The sequence below is a fragment of the Alteromonas sp. 009811495 genome (assembly GCF_028865455.1).
Lineage (GTDB): Bacteria > Pseudomonadota > Gammaproteobacteria > Enterobacterales > Alteromonadaceae > Alteromonas.
In genome coordinates, this window is record NZ_CP113972.1 from 3,252,496 (window position 1) to 3,269,986 (window position 17,491).

15 protein-coding genes are annotated in these 17,491 nt (G+C 46.9%); all 15 read right to left on the minus strand.

The genetic code is table 11. The features are described 5' to 3' along the window. Nucleotides 1-122: 122 nt before the first annotated feature. A complete protein-coding gene (ftsZ, locus tag OZ660_RS14775) occupies nt 123-1,289 on the minus strand; it encodes a cell division protein FtsZ (RefSeq protein WP_202262243.1) in 1,167 nt (388 codons plus the stop codon). 108 nt (nt 1,290-1,397) lie between these two features. Next, nucleotides 1,398-2,627 carry a cell division protein FtsA gene (gene ftsA / locus OZ660_RS14780; protein ID WP_159626834.1) on the minus strand — a complete coding sequence of 410 codons (1,230 nt, stop codon included), beginning with the start codon at nt 2,625-2,627 and terminating at the stop codon, nt 1,398-1,400. Between the two features lie 7 nt (nt 2,628-2,634). Further along, on the minus strand, nt 2,635-3,405 hold the full coding sequence (locus OZ660_RS14785) for a cell division protein FtsQ/DivIB (RefSeq protein WP_274741432.1): 771 nt from the start codon (nt 3,403-3,405) through the stop codon (nt 2,635-2,637). 27 nt (nt 3,406-3,432) lie between these two features. Further along, complete coding sequence (locus OZ660_RS14790) at nt 3,433-4,404, minus strand: D-alanine--D-alanine ligase (RefSeq protein WP_159626832.1); 972 nt, start codon at nt 4,402-4,404, stop codon at nt 3,433-3,435. Nucleotide 4,405: 1 nt separating this feature from the next. Continuing rightward, nucleotides 4,406-5,851, minus strand: a complete 1,446-nt coding sequence (gene murC, locus OZ660_RS14795) for a UDP-N-acetylmuramate--L-alanine ligase (RefSeq protein ID WP_202262245.1) — start codon at nt 5,849-5,851, stop codon at nt 4,406-4,408. After that, nucleotides 5,851-6,951: an undecaprenyldiphospho-muramoylpentapeptide beta-N-acetylglucosaminyltransferase gene (murG, locus tag OZ660_RS14800; protein ID WP_274741433.1), complete on the minus strand. Its 1,101-nt coding sequence runs from the start codon at nt 6,949-6,951 to the stop codon at nt 5,851-5,853. The genes murC and murG overlap by 1 nt, the downstream gene beginning before the upstream one ends. Continuing rightward, nucleotides 6,944-8,335: a cell division protein FtsW gene (gene ftsW, locus OZ660_RS14805; RefSeq protein ID WP_274741434.1), complete on the minus strand. Its 1,392-nt coding sequence runs from the start codon at nt 8,333-8,335 to the stop codon at nt 6,944-6,946. Before ftsW ends, murG begins: the two co-directional genes overlap by 8 nt. Beyond that, nucleotides 8,332-9,720: a UDP-N-acetylmuramoyl-L-alanine--D-glutamate ligase gene (murD, locus tag OZ660_RS14810; protein WP_274741435.1), complete on the minus strand. Its 1,389-nt coding sequence runs from the start codon at nt 9,718-9,720 to the stop codon at nt 8,332-8,334. The genes ftsW and murD overlap by 4 nt, the downstream gene beginning before the upstream one ends. 6 nt (nt 9,721-9,726) lie before the next feature. Beyond that, nucleotides 9,727-10,809 carry a phospho-N-acetylmuramoyl-pentapeptide-transferase gene (gene mraY / locus OZ660_RS14815; protein ID WP_202262249.1) on the minus strand — a complete coding sequence of 361 codons (1,083 nt, stop codon included), beginning with the start codon at nt 10,807-10,809 and terminating at the stop codon, nt 9,727-9,729. After that, on the minus strand, nt 10,803-12,212 hold the full coding sequence (locus OZ660_RS14820; protein ID WP_274741436.1) for a UDP-N-acetylmuramoyl-tripeptide--D-alanyl-D-alanine ligase: 1,410 nt from the start codon (nt 12,210-12,212) through the stop codon (nt 10,803-10,805). The genes mraY and OZ660_RS14820 overlap by 7 nt, the downstream gene beginning before the upstream one ends. Beyond that, nucleotides 12,209-13,756 carry a UDP-N-acetylmuramoyl-L-alanyl-D-glutamate--2,6-diaminopimelate ligase gene (locus OZ660_RS14825; protein WP_274741437.1) on the minus strand — a complete coding sequence of 516 codons (1,548 nt, stop codon included), beginning with the start codon at nt 13,754-13,756 and terminating at the stop codon, nt 12,209-12,211. The genes OZ660_RS14820 and OZ660_RS14825 overlap by 4 nt, the downstream gene beginning before the upstream one ends. Beyond that, a complete protein-coding gene (locus tag OZ660_RS14830) occupies nt 13,746-15,560 on the minus strand; it encodes a penicillin-binding transpeptidase domain-containing protein (protein ID WP_274741438.1) in 1,815 nt (604 codons plus the stop codon). The genes OZ660_RS14825 and OZ660_RS14830 overlap by 11 nt, the downstream gene beginning before the upstream one ends. Further along, on the minus strand, nt 15,557-15,892 hold the full coding sequence (gene ftsL / locus OZ660_RS14835) for a cell division protein FtsL (protein WP_159626815.1): 336 nt from the start codon (nt 15,890-15,892) through the stop codon (nt 15,557-15,559). Before ftsL ends, OZ660_RS14830 begins: the two co-directional genes overlap by 4 nt. Further along, nucleotides 15,889-16,830 (minus strand): 16S rRNA (cytosine(1402)-N(4))-methyltransferase RsmH, encoded by a 942-nt coding sequence (rsmH, locus tag OZ660_RS14840; RefSeq protein ID WP_226432126.1) that lies wholly within the window; start codon nt 16,828-16,830, stop codon nt 15,889-15,891. Before rsmH ends, ftsL begins: the two co-directional genes overlap by 4 nt. Next, nucleotides 16,827-17,285 (minus strand): division/cell wall cluster transcriptional repressor MraZ, encoded by a 459-nt coding sequence (gene mraZ, locus OZ660_RS14845; protein WP_159626811.1) that lies wholly within the window; start codon nt 17,283-17,285, stop codon nt 16,827-16,829. Before mraZ ends, rsmH begins: the two co-directional genes overlap by 4 nt. Between the last annotated feature and the right edge of the window lie 206 nt (nt 17,286-17,491).

The window sequence follows — 17,491 nt, forward strand, 5'->3', positions numbered from 1 at the left end:
AATGGTATCAATTTGGCTTATTTCAACCTTCCACGCAGTTACATTACATTGTGTTGATTTACACTCAATAGTGTAAGACAACACTTCTGCAAAATAATTCCCTTCCTTTTCAGGCAGCTAAATTAGTCTGCCTGTTTACGCAAGAACGCTGGAATATCAAGATACTCTAGGTCGTTGTCAGGTTGCGCACTGTCATCAGCTTTTAGCGCTTGGTTGCCCTCAGTGCCACCCACTGCAGAACGCGGCTCGCTTGTTTGCGTGCTGCCGTACTCTTTGGCGCTTTGAGTCAAACGAGAACCTTCAGAACTCACCAGTGAGATATCAGGCTTACGCTCTGCACCAATACCTGTTGCCACAACTGTTACGCGTAGTTCGTCGGTCATTTCCATATCAATAACCGTACCGACTACAACCGTTGCGTTTTCAGAAGCAAAAGCTTTAACCGCGTTACCCACTGTTTCAAACTCGTCAATAGCGAAGTCTGGGCCTGCTGTGATATTCACGAGAATACCGCGCGCACCTGACAAATCGATATCTTCAAGTAATGGACTTGCAATGGCTGATTCTGCTGCTTCTTCAGCACGGTCTGGACCGCTTGCCGCGCCACTACCCATCATTGCTTTACCCATTTCAGACATGACAGTACGTACGTCAGCAAAGTCAACGTTGATAAGACCAGGACGTGTAATAAGCTCTGCAATCCCCTGAACAGCGCCGCGTAGCACATCGTTCGCTGCACTGAAAGCTTGAAGTAGTGGTGTGCCTGGGCCCATCACTTTAAGCAGCTTTTCATTCGGGATGGTGATGAGCGAGTCTACGTTATTCGCAAGTTCAACAATGCCCTGCTCTGCAAAAGAGGTACGCTTTTTACCTTCAAATGGGAACGGTTTGGTCACTACTGCTACAGTAAGAATACCCATTTCGCGTGCAATTTTTGCCACTTCTGGCGCAGCGCCCGTACCCGTACCACCGCCCATACCGGCAGTGATGAAAACCATATCAGCGCCGTCTAATGCTTGGCGAATGGTTTCTCTGTCTTCTTGTGCTGCTTCACGACCAATATTCGGATCAGCACCTGCACCTAACCCTTTTGTAACACTTGAACCAATTTGAAGTGTTACGTCTGCACTTGAGCTGCGAAGCACCTGTGCATCGGTGTTAACTGCGATAAATTCTACGCCTTCAATGCTTTGAGACACCATGTGCTCAACTGCATTGCCGCCGCCGCCACCGACACCGATGACTTTGATTACGGCTTCTTCGCCGTGACTATCCATTAATTCGAACATACTTACTCTCCGGTTGTACGTCTTTTCAACACTACGCCAGGTCATTCCCTTAGGCTAATTGCGTCCTGCCAGCCTTAATGCCGTAGCTATAGCGCCCCCAAAATAAAATTAAAATTCACCTTTAAACCAGCTTTGCACTCGTTGAAATAAGCTTTCACCGGGTTTCTGCGTACTGGATTTCTTATTATCAGATTGTACTTTGCCATATTGCAGCAGTCCTACAACTGTTGCAAAGCCGGCATCATCAACGTATTCAGACAAGCCTTTTACGTTGATGGGTTTGCCCACGCGCACGGGCATCTGGAAAAGTTCCTCAGCAAATTCTACAGCACCTTCCATTTTTGCAGTGCCGCCTGTGAGCACGAGGCCCGCAGCAATTTGCTCTTCCAGACCACTGGCACGAATTTCATCGTGTACCAGTTCAAAAAGCTCTTGGTAACGAGGTTCAATGACCTCAGCCAATGTATGACGAGACATCACTCGAGCAGGGCGTCCGCCCACACTCGGCACTTCAATGCTGTCTTCCATACTTACCATATCTTTCAATGCACAGGCGTAATTCACCTTAATTTCTTCAGCATTGCTGATAGGCGTTCTAAAGATCTTAGCAATATCGCTGGTAATTTGATTACCTGCAACAGGAATTACGGCCGTATGACGAATTGCACCATCTGTGTAAATCACCATATCCATCGTACCGCCACCAATGTCGACTACGCAGACACCAAGCTCGCGCTCGTCATCAGTCAACACGGCATAGCTAGATGCTAGGGCTGAGAAAATAAGCTGATCGGCATTAAGCTCACAACGCTCAACGCACTTAACCATATTTTTTGCCATATCATCTGCGCACGTAATAATGTGTGCATCCGCTTCCATTCTTACGCCTGACATGCCAATCGGGTTTTTAATTCCCTCTTGTACGTCAATAGTAAATTCCTGTGGTAAAACATGTAGTAAACGTCGCTCAGCAGCTATAGGTACACTACGCGCTGCATGAATCACATTATCTACATCTTCTTGTGTTACTTCTTGGTTATTAATTGGCACCATGCCATTTTCATTTTGGCATTTTACGTGACGTCCCGAGATAGACATGAAAACTGAAGACACACGGCAATCTGCCATTAACTCCATCTCGTTCACTGCACGTTGTACCGACTTAACCACCAAGTTCAAATCGTTAACGCCGCCCTTGTCCATGCCTTTTGACGCATGGGTGCCCACGCCAACGATACTGATTTGATCATCTTCTAGCAGTTCGCCCACAACAGCCTTCACTTGGCTGGTGCCGATATCTAGTCCTACAATCAAATTGCGTTCAGCAGGTTTTGACATGGTTTCCTTAACTCTCTTCATCTGTGGTGTTGTCATCGTTCCAACCAACGGCAACACCCGTGTCATAGCGAAGGTCGACGTATTTCACCGCCTTCTCTTGCTGCGCCAACAGCGGATAAACATCGATAAAGCGTTGTAATCTATCGATAAACTCTTGGCGCCCCAAATTCAATTTTATACCGTTCTTTAACTGCACTTGCCAAGCAAATCGCTCGCTTAGGCTTAACTCATCAATGGCCATATCCGTTGTTGTTATCAACGCATGCATGGCATTGTAACCTTCAAGTGCCGTTTTTTCGCTGCCGCCCGGGCCATATAACCTAGGTAATTGCAACTCAACCCCTTCATCGTTAAACGTATCGCCGTAGGGGTTAAGCAACAAATCTTCGTTCCACTTGGCAACAGGTTGTTGTTCAACCAAATAAATTTTCAGTGTGTTCGGCCACTTTTTTCGAACCGAAGCACGGTAAACCCAAGACTGTGATTCAACGAGTTCAAATACTTCGTTAACGTCAAGCGCAAAAAAACTTCCGGGTTGCGCTTTACGAATTAATCGCTCGAGCTTTGCAATGTCGATATGCTGATAATCACCAGAAAAATCGATCACTTGCACCGGCATTTGTTGCTCATCGTACAAATACTGGTTAGCTTTCATGCCACCAAAGACTAAACCAGCCAGCACCAAGCCCAAGAAGGCGACGCCGCCCCACATGGCTCTTTTGCTCTTTTTAGGTGCTGCTAAGTTAGCGGCACCTTGCTTAGTATTTGGTTCAGTCATTCGTCTTTATACATTTTAAGCTGGCGGTTAAACCGCCGTCTTTGGGTTATCATCAAAGCTGGTCGATAAAATACTTAAAACCAGTTCATCAAACGATAACCCCGCTACTTTAGCTGCTTTGGGGACTAAACTTTTCTCTGTCATACCAGGCACTGTATTTGCCTCGAGCAAATAAAACTGCCTTTGGTTGTCTTGCATGACATCAACACGCCCCCAACCACTGCCAGACACTGCATCAAACGCACGTGCAGCAAGCTTTGCTAGTTGCACCTCTTGTTCTTCGGACAAACCGCTGGGACAGTAATATTCCGTAGTATTATCCTGATACTTAGCAGCATAATCGTAGAATGTATGTGGAGTAGACATGCGAATAGACGGCAAAGCCTGCCCCTGTAATACAGAAACAGTGAACTCTGGGCCGTCAATATACTGCTCTAACAAGACTTGATTATCATATTTAAAGGCGTCTTGAATAGCAGTTTCGAGTTGTTTAGCGCTAGTCACTCGTGCCATGCCAATACTCGACCCTTCTCGGGCCGGTTTTACCATGACTTCATTCCCCAATTTATCCATTATAGCGCTGCACTTACCAGCTTCAAAGTGCCTTTTATCAGCAATTTCATATTTTGCTGTCGGTAAGCCCAAACTTTGCCAAACTTGCTTCGTGTGAATTTTGTCCATCGCCAATGCTGAACCTAACACTCGACTGCCTGTATAAGGAATTTTAAGTAGCTGTAATGCCCCTTGCATGGAACCATCTTCACCGCCGCGACCATGCAACATAATAAGCGCTCGGTCGACATCGAGTGTAAGTAAATCAGTTAAAGGACGCTCAGCAGGGTCGAATGCAAATGCGTCCACACCTTGACGTAACAGCGCGTTTAGTACTGCCGTACCTGAATTAAGCGAGACCTCGCGTTCTGCTGAATCGCCACCTAACAGAACAGCAACTTTGCCATATTCCGATGGAGAGTGAGTACTAACTGAGGGTTTAAACATCTTATTCTCCCTCCTTAGCAAGTTGTTGTGGCTCTAATTGGTGCTTTGCAAGTAGCTTGGCAATTTGTCCAATATTCCCCGCCCCTTGGGTCATCACTATGTCTCCATCAAGCATAATATTGGCCAATATCGCTGGTAATGCGTCTTTGCCGCCCACATAAACAGGTTCTATTTGCCCTCTTTGACGTATAGAGCGGCACAGAGATTTACTGTCAGCGCCTTCAATGGGTTGCTCACTTGCTGCGTAAACATCTAACAGCAATAGCGCATCTACACTAGACAGGACTTCAACAAAATCTTCGTACAAATCACGGGTTCGCGTGTAACGGTGAGGTTGATAAACCATAACAAGGCGCTTGTCTGGCCAATTCGCTCTTGCCGCAGCGATCGTCGCTCTAACTTCTGTTGGATGGTGCCCATAGTCATCTACTAAGCACACCTCACCCTTGCTCGTTGTAAACGTACCTAGTTGCTCAAAACGACGACCTATCCCACCAAAACTGGCGAGTGCACGAATAATGGCGTCATCTTCGATACCTTCATCAGTTGCAACTGCAATGGCGGCAAGTGCGTTTAACACATTGTGATTACCGGTTAGGTTTAATGTGATTTCAAGCGCGGGTAATTCTGGACGAATAACAGTGAAATTTGCTTTACCAAAAGACAGACGAATGTTTTCTGCACGGTAATCGTTATGTGCTTCAAAACCATAGGTAAGAATACTGCGACCAATACGCGGGCGAATCTCTTGAATATTTGCATCGTCCCCACACACAATTGCCTGACCGTAAAATGGTAAGTTTGATAGGAAGTCGACAAACGTGTCTTTGACCTTTGAAAAGTCACCGCCATACGTATCCATATGATCTGCCTCGATATTGGTGACTACTGACACCATAGGCTGCAGATGGAGAAATGACGCATCACTCTCGTCAGCTTCTGCTATGAGATAGCGGCTTTTACCTAGTCTTGCATTAGTACCAGCACTGTTAAGCAGCCCACCAATCACAAACGTAGGATCGTATTCTGCTTCTGCAAAAATAGTAGAAATCAAGCTTGTAGTGGTTGTTTTACCATGGGTTCCTGCCACAGCAATGCCATGACGAAAACGCATGAGCTCAGCGAGCATTTCAGCGCGGCGTATAATTGGAATACGCTTTTCACGAGCAACAATGATTTCTGGGTTCTGCTCGTTTATGGCACTGGACACAACAATAACATCCATACCTTCCACGTTTTCTGAACGATGGCCAATTTTCACGTCAGCGCCCAGTTCACTTAAGCGTTGCGTCATAGGCCCTTCTTGAATATCAGAGCCTGCAATCGCATAACCTTCATTCAGCAATACCTCTGCGATACCGCCCATACCGGCACCGCCGATACCAATAAAAAATATATTTTTGACCCTGCGCATTTGCGGGCTTTCAAATGGGGTTTTAAAAACCATTAGTCCCCTACTCCTACCACGCTTTTAACGTGGCTTACTACATGTTCTGTGGCATGGGTACTCGCACACTTACGCGCCAATGCCCCCATTTTCAAGCAGTCGTCGGGATGTTTAAGCCACTGACGCACCGCTTGCCCTAAATTGTCTTTTAATACATTTTGTGCAATAAAAACAGCAGCATCTTGCTTGACTAATGATTGCGCATTCTTTGTTTGATGATCGTCTACCGCATGCGGTAGAGGAACGAAAATGGCTGCTCTGCCTGCTGCGGCAACTTCACTAACGGTTAGCGCACCCGCCCTGCACACTACGAAATCAGCCCATTCGTATGCCGCAGCCATATCATCAATAAAATCGCTCACTTTGATGGTTGTCATGTCTGCGCCTGCGCTTTCATAGGCCTGTTTAACGTTTTCGCTATTTCCTTTGCCGCATTGGTGCATAATGGATAAACCGGATAAAGCGCCGCACGTTGCTGGCACAGTGTCGTTTAAGATCTGAGCCCCTAAGCTACCGCCAACAACAAGCATATTCAGCGAACCGTTTCCTTCACTCACACTATTCTCAGCCACTTTTGCTTTTACCGAAAAAATAGCATCTCGAACTGGATTACCGACTGTGTGCACTTTTTTAATAGCGCCAGAAAACTGTGTTTTCGCATCATCAAACCCAAGTAGTACACGAGTGGCTATTTTACTAAGCAATTTATTGGTCATGCCCGCTGCAGCGTTTTGCTCATGAATGATAACGGGTATACCCAGTGTTTTAGCGGCAACACCGCCTGGACCACTCGCATAACCTCCAAAACCTACCACGATGTCAGGCGCTATACGCGAGATAATACGTCTTGCAGAAAATAGACTTTTAAACAGCGCGATGGCCCCTTTTATGCGTGCAGACAGGCCTTTTCCACGCAGTCCCTTAACAGGAATAAAATGGATAGGAATACCGTGCTTAGGTACGACATCAGCTTCCATTCGCTCTGCGGTGCCAAGCCAATGAATTTCCCAGCCTTCATCACGCAATGCGTTTGCCACCGCAAGTCCGGGGAAAACATGTCCACCAGTGCCACCCGCCATGATCAAACAACGCTTAGCCATTGTCAGCCTCCTCGGCAACACGCGCCAATATCGCTTTAATGCCCGCTTTGCCCTCGTCTTCAGGAGATGGCGCTTTTGTGGCTGGCTTTTCGGCAACCGTTGCATTATCGAAGCTATGTTCGTTGTCAGTAACAGGTGTCGCTGAATTTGCTTTTTTGCTGCGTTTTTTAACGCTGGCCTTTTTATGCTCACCCTTACTGTCACCGCGTCCCAGTGCTTGTACACCATCAACACGCAGCTCGAAGTCAATGCGCAATAAAATGGCCACCGCGACGGACATAACAATCAGCGATGAGCCACCGTAGCTTACTAGTGGCAAGGTCAGCCCTTTAGTAGGAAGAATACCTGCACTCGCACCAATGTTTACCGCTGTCTGAAAGCTAAACCAAATGCCGATGCTGTACGCCAGATATCCATCAAAAGCTCGGCCTTTTTCCAATGCTTTGTTGCCAATGTTCAACGCTCGCAGCACCATCCAAAGTATTAAACCTAGGACAGCCAGAACGCCTACAAAGCCAAGCTCTTCGGCAAGGATTGCCATTACAAAGTCAGTATGGGCTTCAGGTAAAAACTCTAGCTTTTGTAAACTATTACCAAGTCCCTGGCCAAACCAATTGCCTCGACCGTAAGCCATTAGAGATTGAGTAAGCTGGTAGCCCGCACCAAACGGGTCGGCCCATGGGTCTAAGAACGACGTAACACGCTTAAGACGATATTCCTCAAAAACAATGAGTGCTACAACTGCAAGCACGCCCACAAACACTAAAGCAAAGAACTGCCACAGTCTTGCGCCCGCCAAAAACAAAAGACCTATTGTGGTGGCGAACATCACAACAACAGTCCCTAAGTCCGGCTGTAACAGAAGTAACATTGCAAGTACAAAGAACACAACAAGAGGCTTAATAAACCCTTTTAGGTTCTCGGTCACCTCTTCATATCGACGTACAAGGTAACCCGCCAAATAAGCAAAAAAGAAAAGCTTGGCGGGCTCTGCAGCCTGCACAGTAATAGGACCAATTGCTAACCAGCGCGTACTACCATTTACGGTTCTACCAATAAGAAGAACCGCGACCAGAAGCCCTATGGCTGCTAGCAATAAGTACGGGTTAGTCATGCGCCAAAATTGCATGGGAAGCTGTAACACCACCATGGCAGCAACCACAGCAGCAACAATGTAAATACCGTGACGTATAGCAAAATAGAATGGGTTGTCATGCAGCCTGTCAGCAACTGGCATGGATGCGGACGTTACAATAATAACGCCGATGCTCATTAGCGCTAATGCAATCAGTATGAGCGTTACATCATAAGGTGCACTGGGCTGTGCCGCTCCGTCATGACGCGCAGAGAATAATTCACTAAGTTTTGTGGTTGCCGTCATCATGACACCACCTTTTGCGCTTCATTATCAACAGCCAGCGCTGATTCTACTTCATGCTTGAACACTTCACCGCGATGCATGTAGTTTTTGAACATATCTATACTGGCGCAAGCAGGCGATAACAATACCACATCACCTTTTTCAGCAAGTGCAATGGCACCTTGAACTGCGTCCTGCATCGAGTGGCATTGACTTGTACGCGTGAAGACTGCAGCTATTTGCGGCGCATCTTTACCAATAGCAAAAACGTGAGCCACATACTTCTCAAGATAGGGCGCCAAACTTTGCATGTCTGCGCCTTTAGCATCGCCACCGGCAATTAATATCAAACGACCTTGTGTCGATGCCCCTAATCCTTCAAGTGCCGCAACGGTTGCACCTATATTTGTTGCTTTAGAATCATCGATAAAGCGGACTTCGTTTTCATTCGCTATTTCTACACAGCGATGGGGAGCACTTTTGAAACTTGCCAAATGCTCGATTGCCTTTTGGGGCTGCACGCCAAGCTCACAGCAAATAGCGAGCGAAGCCATTACATTAAGCACATTGTGTGTGCCCGCTAGGGGTATGGCGTCAAGTCTAATCAGAGGCGTTGAATTGTAAACTAAGGTATCAACGCTCTGGATGCTGGCAACAGCAAAGCCTGTTTCGGACTCACCTAAACCATACTCAACAATATGTGACATAGATTGCTCGGCGTCTTCATCCGGCGCAACAAATTCGCCATCGCGCCACACTACGGCTGACGCTGCATTGTCAAATATTCGGTGCTTGGCATTAATGTAATTCTCTAACGTGCCATGCCTATCGAGATGATCATCAGAAATATTTAACACGGTCGCTGTTTCAAGCAACAGTGATGAGGTTGTTTCAAGTTGAAAGCTTGATAACTCCATCACAATAACGTCGGCGTCACTTTCTAGCGCCTCGAGTACAGGACGACCCACGTTACCCGCCTCAATACTGCGAATGCCACAGGCATTTAGCAAATGATTGGTCAGTAGTGTCACTGTGGTTTTACCGTTAGATCCAGTAATGCCAACCACTTTTTTCGGCGATGCGAGGTTGCGATTTAAGCGAGCAAAGAGTTCCACATCGCCTATTACCTCTACACCACAGGATTTCGCTAGGCGTACTTGCGCTATATCGGCGGCTAATCCAGGGCTCAGCACTAAGGTATCGACACCGTCAAAGTAGCTTTTTGTCAGTTCAGCGGTAGTTACGCTATCTTTCAGTGTCTGGGCTAAATCATTAGGCAATGACAATTGCTCTCGTGTATCGAACGCTTTTACCGAAGCTTGATGTTGCAGTAAAAAGCGCACGCAAGCCTGACCTGTAACGCCTAGGCCACCGACAACATAACTATGCTCGCGTACGTTATATGACATAAAACCTTATCTCAGTTTCAACGTTGCTAGTCCAACTAGCACCAAAATGATGGATATTATCCAAAAACGCACGATTACCCGCGGTTCTGGCCATCCTTTTAACTCATAGTGATGATGAATAGGCGCCATTCTGAAAATACGCTGACCACGTAACTTATATGAGCCCACCTGCAAGATAACCGACAGTGTTTCCATTACAAAAACACCACCCATAATGATAAGTACCAGTTCTTGGCGCACCAACACAGCTAGCACACCCAAGGTTCCCCCAAGCGCAAGTGAACCTACATCGCCCATAAATACCTGAGCAGGGTATGTGTTAAACCATAGAAACCCTAGGCCAGCCCCCACCATTGCAGTACATACAATAACAAGCTCACTGGTAAGTGGAATGTGCGGAATGTTAAGGTAAGCGGCGAAATTCGCATTCCCTGTAACATAAGCGAAAATAGCAAATGCGCCCGCCACTAAAATGGTAGGCACGATGGCCAACCCGTCTAATCCATCTGTCAGATTTACCGCATTGCTTGTTCCTACAATGGCAAAGTAGGTAATGATGATAAAGAACGCCCCAAGCTGCGGGAAAACTTCCTTAAAAAACGGGACTAACAATGAAGTCTCTGCGCTTAAGGTCGCGCTACTGTATAGGAAAAAAGCGACACCAAGTGCGACAACTGACTGCCAAAAATACTTCCAGCGAGCAATAAGGCCTTTCGAGTCTTTGCGGATGACTTTTCTGTAATCGTCTACGAATCCGATAATCCCATAAGCCACCACAACAAATAACGTAACAAGTACATAGCGATTAGTTAAGTCAGCCCACAACAGCCCGCTTACCACGATAGCCGCGAGTATTAGTAGCCCTCCCATGGTAGGCGTTCCCGATTTGGATAAATGGCTTTGAGGACCATCATCTCGCACGGTTTGACCTATCTGCATGGTTTGCAGATAGCGGATCATTTTTGGGCCTATCAAAATAGCAATCAGCAGCGCGGTCAACGTGCTTAAAATCGCGCGTAGAGTAAGGTACGAAAATACGTTAAACCCAGATTCAAATTGAGTCAGCCAATCGGCGAGCCAAATTAACATGCAATACGCTCCCGACGGCTATCAAGCTTTCCCAGCGTAGAGGCCTCAATCGCCTCTACCACGCGCTCCATTTTAGAGCTGCGTGAACCTTTAACTAAAATTGAAATATCGCGCTGGTGCACTAACAAATCACTCTCCATTGCGGCTAACAAACTCTCTACGTCGCTAAAATGCCCACCATTTTCATCAAACACAGCACTTGCTGACTGACTTAGTACTCCCATAGTGTAGAGGTAGTCGATACCTTTCTGTTTGGCGTACTCTCCCACTTGTTCGTGATAATAACGCGCCTTTTCGCCTAGCTCTTTCATATCGCCAAGCACCAACACTGTAATGCCTGAAAAGCTACTTAGTGTGTCAATTGCCGCGTTTACCGAGGCTACATTTGCATTGTAAGTATCATCGAGAAGTCGAACTTGCTCAGTGAGCTGTTTTACGTTTAGACGCCCGCTGACTTGCTTCATTGTTAGAAGGCCATCGCGCACGTTTTCCAGCGTAGCGCCCACTTGAAGCGTAAGCGCTGCAGATAACAACGCATTACCCACATTGTGAATGCCAGGAATAGTAAGTTGAATAGCAATTTCACCTTGTGGGCATACAAGGTGAAATGACGCACAGCCATCTAGACCAATAGTGATATCTTCAGCATGAAAATCTGCCGGATTCTTTTGATCTGGGGCGAATGTAAGCGTCTTGGTGTGCTTTAATTTACCCAACCAAAAGTCTGCGAACTGACTGTCTATATTGACAATGGCTACGCCATCATCGCCAAGGCCTTTAAATATTTCGCTTTTCGCTCGTGCCACGCCCAACAAGCTGCCAAAACCTTCTAGGTGCGAAGCTGCCGCATTTACAATGGTTGCGACATCAGGCTTAACTAAATTGGTGGTATAGGCGATTTCACCTAAATGATTGGCGCCAAGCTCCATAACCGCAAATTCGTGGTGAGGCTCTAAACGCAACAACGTCAGTGGAACCCCAATATCGTTATTGAAATTGCCTTTTGTCGCCAGCACATTGCCGCGGCGCTCTAGAATTGAGGCGCACATTTCTTTTACTGTTGTTTTACCGCTACTACCCGTAACCGCTATAGTTTTTGGTGCAACCAGTGCCTTCACCGCTGCTCCTAGCATGCCTAATGCCTGCTTGGTGTCTTCAACGCGAATAACAGGTAATGTGGTATTTACCTCTTCGCTGGCAATCACGGCACTCGCGCCGGCGTTTTGTGCGTGCAATATAAAATCATGGCCATTAAAGTTAGGGCCTTTTAACGCTAAATATACTGCGCCGCTTTCTATCGTTCGCGTATCGGTGCTAATTGCAGATACTTCAATATCCTCAGACGCACCTAAAAGAGTTCCATTCACTTTCTCGGCTATCCATGACAGCGTAGTTGTTATCATTTGCTGTACTCCTGCTGCAGTCGCGCCACAACTGCACGTTCATTATAATTAGTCTTCTTGTCACCGATAATTTGGTAGTCTTCGTGGCCTTTACCAGCCACTATGATGATGTCGTTAACATCAGCATGTGACAGGCAGTGGCGAATGGCTTGCTCCCTATCCGGTATAGACACAGCCAATTCACGATTGTTAAGCCCGGCGATAATGTCAGCGGCAATAGCTTGCGGATCCTCACTTCTACTATTGTCAGTGGTTATCACTATTGCATCTGCGCCAGCCTCGGCAGCCTGTCCCATTAGCGGTCGCTTACCTTTATCTCTGTCTCCGCCACATCCAAATACACACCACACTTTGCCTTGCGTGTGAAATTTGGCGCTCAGTAGCACTTTTTCTAATGCATCTGGGGTGTGCGCATAGTCAACAACCATATTGGCGGCGTTATTGACGGCAAATACTTCCATGCGTCCTGGTACAGGCGTAATGGCATTGACCGCGTTAACCACATCGTCAAATCGCTCACCTTCAGCGAGTAATGTACCTATTGCGCTCAATACATTACTGATGTTGAATTTACCGAACAAAGGCAAGGTTATCGCTGCGTTGCCCCATGACGTTACCAAATCAAAATCGCAACCTGACGAATGATAGGTGGCATTTGTGGCGAAACAATGGCGATGCTGAGGTTGTTTATGAGTATCGTTGATTTCACTATTTCCCTCATCAATCCCCGTCCATACCCGTGTTATTGCGTCGTCGGCATGCGCATGCCATTTGCCACTTTCGGCATCATTGGCATTGAGTATTACCGCGCACAACCCGGGTTGTTTCAGCAGCAAACGCTTAGCTCTACCGTACTCGTCCATGGTGCCGTGATAATCAAGGTGATCACGCGTGAGGTTTGTAAACACCGCTATATCTGTTTTTACCGTACCTAAACGGCCCTGAACCAGTGCATGGGAGCTTGCTTCAAAGGCCGTGTGACGGACTTCACTTTGCACAAACTCTGCCAACAAGTACTGCATACGTATGGCATCTGGCGTTGTATTCGCCGCCGGCGTCGATTTCCATTGCGTTTCACTGCCTTCAAACACACTACTGCCAAGCGTTCCAATACTGGCACTGCGTGTTCCGAGCGCATCCTTCAACTGCGTAAGCAACTGAACTGTAGAGGTTTTTCCGTTTGTCCCGGTTACCGCTACGGTCGTCATTTTTTGTGCAGGATAATCATAAAAGGCCGCAGCGAGGGCAGAGAGCATTTGAGGTAGTTCGTGCAAATAGATAATGACGCTATGGTCACGCATTTCCATTTGTCCGTGGGCACTACTGTCTTCAGTTTGCGCCAATATTACACGGGCCCCTAAACTTATTGCTTGCGGAATGAAATCACGGCCGTCTAGTTCGTGCCCTTTTATGGCGATAAACGCTAAGCGCGTATTCACCTCTCGGCTATCGAGCGTTAGCCCTTCAATGCGAATATCAGGTGCGTCGATACCAAATTTTGCGAGCAATGCACGTGTACTTTGAATAAAGGCACTAACTACCACTTTGACCTCCTTTCAATAGGCTGCTTGAGGTGACTTGCTTGTCATCGGGCGCAATATTAAGCATATGCAGTGCGCCCCCCATAATGGATGAGAACACAGGTGCAGCGGTATCTCCTGCATGATACAAATCTCCACCAGGTTCATTAATCAGAACGATGGTTACTAGGCGTGGATCAGAAACGGGGGCAATACCCGCAAAGATATTGACGTACTCTTCACCATAGCCACCTGCAACCGCTTTCCTACTCGTACCTGTTTTACCTGCCACTCGGTAGCCTGGAACCGCCGCTTTGGTTGCGGTACCGCCTCGTTGCGTAACACTTTCCATCATTTGCACAATGGCTTTGGCGTTTTCTTCGCTTATAACGCGCTCAGCTTGTGCCTGCCATGACGGTTGCTTAGGTGATTTAATGATATTGAGCGGTGTTTTAATACCACCGTTAGCTAACGTGGCATAAAGCCTACCCAGCTGTGCGGTGGTCACAGATATGCCATAGCCAAATGACAAGGTTGCAAGCTCAAATTCGGACCAGCGACTGCGCTCGTGGAAAATACCACTACTCTCGCCTGCCATGTTAAGTCCGGTGTCGCTCATCAGTCCCATGTTGTAATAGGTATCAAGTAGAAATTGCTTTGGCACAGATAGTGCCAATTTTGATGTTCCCATGTTGGATGAATGCTGAATAATTTCTTCTAGCGTCAACTCACCATAGTTGCGGGTATCTTTTACTAGGCTACCGCCTAGACGCATCCAACCAGGATAGGTATCGACAGTGTCTTCAGGCTCAACTTCACCGAACTCCAGTGCGGTTAATACTGCAAGAGGTTTGAGCGACGACCCCGGCTCAAAGGCATCGGTTATCACGCGATTGCGCATGCGATGGGGCGAAATATCACTTCTGTCATTAGGATTAAACGATGGTGCATTCACCATAGCCAATACATCGCCAGTTTTAACATCAATCACAATGGCTGACGCCGAGCTTGATTGATAGTAAATCATCGCTTCTTTAATTTCTTTATACGCAAGCGCCTGAATACGCTGATCGATAGATAGCTGAAGGTCACCTGCTTTTTCGCCAGATTTCATTTCCAGAATTTCTACTTGGCGTCCCTTAGCATCACGACGAATTTTACGAGAGCCTGGTGTGCCCGTTAGCCACTCGTTATACATGCGCTCAAGACCCTCAACGCCCGTATCATCAACATCGGTCACTCCGATTAGCTGCGCTGACACTTCCCCCGTGGGGTAATAACGGCGGCTCTCTCTGCGAAGATAAATACCAGGAATATCGAGCTTATCAACATACTCGGCCATTGCGGGTGACACTTGTCGTTGCAAGTACACAAAGCGGCGCTTTGGATTTGCCACTTTTTCTTTTAATTCGTTAACGTCTTGACGCAGCACATCTGCAAGCGCTTCCCAGCGGCGTTGTTCACTAAACCCGTTGTTGTCGTGAATAACTTTCGGGTCGGCATAAATAGCGCGTACCGGTACGCTTACCGCTAACTCTACACCGTTTCTGTCGGTAATAAGTCCGCGGTAAGTGGGCATGTTTCGGGTACGCAACGTGCGACTGTCGCCTTGCTGAATAAGCTCATCGGGTTCGATAACTTGGATGTAAGCAGCGCGTGAGGCAAGCACACCGAACACCGCAATAATAACCACCAATACCACAATAAAACGCCAGTGCACTAAGCTAGGTGTGACATTTTGTTTAGCGCCAGATTGCTTAGTGCGATTACCGTTGCGGTTTGATGCGCGAGGCTTGTTAAGCGACTGTGCCGATTCAGCTAAACTCATTTCAACCTCACTACAACTTCATCGTCAGCCGTCGGGCGATACATTTCTAGCTGCTTTTCAACCAAGGTTTCAATGCGATTATGTTCGGTGAGCGCACGCTGCTCTAACACAAGATTACGCCATTCTACATCTAGCTCGTCTTTCTCTTGCATCAAGTCTTCTAGTGCGATCACTTGCTGTCGATTGTGATGACTACTTAAGATCACTGCCATGCCACTTACAATAACCATTAAATACAACAAAACCCGCAACTTGTTGCGGGTCAAATCTGAAACAATAATCAGCAGTAAGCTAAAGTTCGTGCTGGATTTATCAGCGCGCTGCTTGGTCATAGTTTTTCTGCCACCCGCAATACGGAACTGCGAGAGCGAACGTTGTTCGCAATCTCCTGCTCTGATGGTTTGATTGCTTTACCCAGCGCTTTTAACACTTTATCGGCGTCAATTTCGGCCTGTGTGATTGGTAAATTATGCGGTACAGCTTTGCCTTTGCTTTGCTCTTTAATGAAACGTTTTACTAAACGATCTTCAAGGGAATGAAACGAGATCACGGCCAAACGGCCTTCCTTCGCTAGAACCTGAGTTGCCGCCTTTAGACCCACACGCAACTGCTCAAGCTCTGCATTAATGTATATACGGATGCCTTGAAATGCACGCGTAGCAGGGTGCTTAAATTTATCTTTTACGGGTACAGCTTCATCAATAATTTTCGCTAGCTGTGCGGTACGTGTGATGGGCGTTTCTTCTCGTGTATTGACAATAGCATGAGCGATACGCTTACCAAATTTCTCTTCCCCGAACTCTTTGATCACTTGCGCGATGTCTTGTTCTTCGGCACTTGCCAACCACTGCGCAGCGCTCTGTCCTTTAGAGGTATCCATGCGCATGTCCAAAGGCCCATCTCGAAGAAAACTAAAGCCTCGCTCTGCATCATCTAATTGTGGTGACGACACGCCTAAATCCATCAACACGCCATCGATTTTGCCTGTCAGGCCCAAGGCTTCAATCTCTTCTGCCATATCACCAAAAGGCGAATGGATAATGCGAAAGCGTGCGTCGTCAGCAAAACGCTCAGCGGCTTTTATTGCCTGAGGATCGCGGTCGAACGCAATCAGTTGACCATTTTCACCAAGTGAAGCAAGAATGTGCGCTGAATGACCACCGCGTCCAAATGTCGCGTCTACGTAAATGCCATCAGGTTTAATCGCCAAAGCGTCAATACATTCGTCAAGCAGTACTGAAATATGTTTAAATTCGCTTGGCTGTGTCATAGAGAGAAGTCCTGTAATCGTTCGGTAAGTTCAAATTCGCCCTTGCGTTCGGTGTCGATATCAACCTCGATTTGTTGTGCCCAGACCTCGGCATCCCAAATCTCAAATTTGTTTAACTGACCAACCAACATGACTTCTTTTGATAGTTTCGCGTGTGCGCGCAGTGGAGTAGGAATAAGAATACGTCCGCTTTTATCCATTTCACCTTCTGATGCATGACCAAGTAGCAAGCGCTGCATTCTGCGCTCCGCTGGGATCATGCTTGAAAGTTTAATGAGCTTAAGCTCAATCTCTTCCCATTCGGGAAGTGGGTAAAGTAGCAAACAACTTTGTTGTGTATCGACTGTGCAGACTAGTTGTCCCTGACAATCATCCAGCAGCGACTGACGATACTTCGTCGGTATAGCCAGTCTGCCTTTTGTATCCAGATTGATTGCGTTAGCGCCGCGGAACATTCCCCTAGCCTTTTATTATTTGCTCTTGGTTTTCTTATTATTTGAGTACTAATCTGCAAAGTGATGATGATTTGATCCACAATTCGCCACATTTACCCACTGAGATACAGTTTAGGTATCAATGATCCCCACTGTCAAGTAGAAAAGTGCCGTGTAAGCCGCGTATTTACTGGCTTCATACTGTTTGGATAAACAGTAGTTTTAGG

Bases quoted from the DNA above. Each gene is read 5' to 3' on its own strand.
- ftsZ (WP_202262243.1), bottom strand. From the start codon at position 1,289: ATGTTCGAATTAATGGATAGTCACGGCGAAGAAGCCGTAATCAAAGTC.
- ftsA (WP_159626834.1), bottom strand. From the start codon at position 2,627: ATGTCAAAACCTGCTGAACGCAATTTGATTGTAGGACTAGATATCGGC.
- OZ660_RS14785 (WP_274741432.1), bottom strand. From the start codon at position 3,405: ATGACTGAACCAAATACTAAGCAAGGTGCCGCTAACTTAGCAGCACCT.
- OZ660_RS14790 (WP_159626832.1), bottom strand. From the start codon at position 4,404: ATGTTTAAACCCTCAGTTAGTACTCACTCTCCATCGGAATATGGCAAA.
- murC (WP_202262245.1), bottom strand. From the start codon at position 5,851: ATGGTTTTTAAAACCCCATTTGAAAGCCCGCAAATGCGCAGGGTCAAA.
- murG (WP_274741433.1), bottom strand. From the start codon at position 6,951: ATGGCTAAGCGTTGTTTGATCATGGCGGGTGGCACTGGTGGACATGTT.
- ftsW (WP_274741434.1), bottom strand. From the start codon at position 8,335: ATGATGACGGCAACCACAAAACTTAGTGAATTATTCTCTGCGCGTCAT.
- murD (WP_274741435.1), bottom strand. From the start codon at position 9,720: ATGTCATATAACGTACGCGAGCATAGTTATGTTGTCGGTGGCCTAGGC.
- mraY (WP_202262249.1), bottom strand. From the start codon at position 10,809: ATGTTAATTTGGCTCGCCGATTGGCTGACTCAATTTGAATCTGGGTTT.
- OZ660_RS14820 (WP_274741436.1), bottom strand. From the start codon at position 12,212: ATGATAACAACTACGCTGTCATGGATAGCCGAGAAAGTGAATGGAACT.
- OZ660_RS14830 (WP_274741438.1), bottom strand. From the start codon at position 15,560: ATGAGTTTAGCTGAATCGGCACAGTCGCTTAACAAGCCTCGCGCATCA.
- ftsL (WP_159626815.1), bottom strand. From the start codon at position 15,892: ATGACCAAGCAGCGCGCTGATAAATCCAGCACGAACTTTAGCTTACTG.
- rsmH (WP_226432126.1), bottom strand. From the start codon at position 16,830: ATGACACAGCCAAGCGAATTTAAACATATTTCAGTACTGCTTGACGAA.
- mraZ (WP_159626811.1), bottom strand. From the start codon at position 17,285: ATGTTCCGCGGCGCTAACGCAATCAATCTGGATACAAAAGGCAGACTG.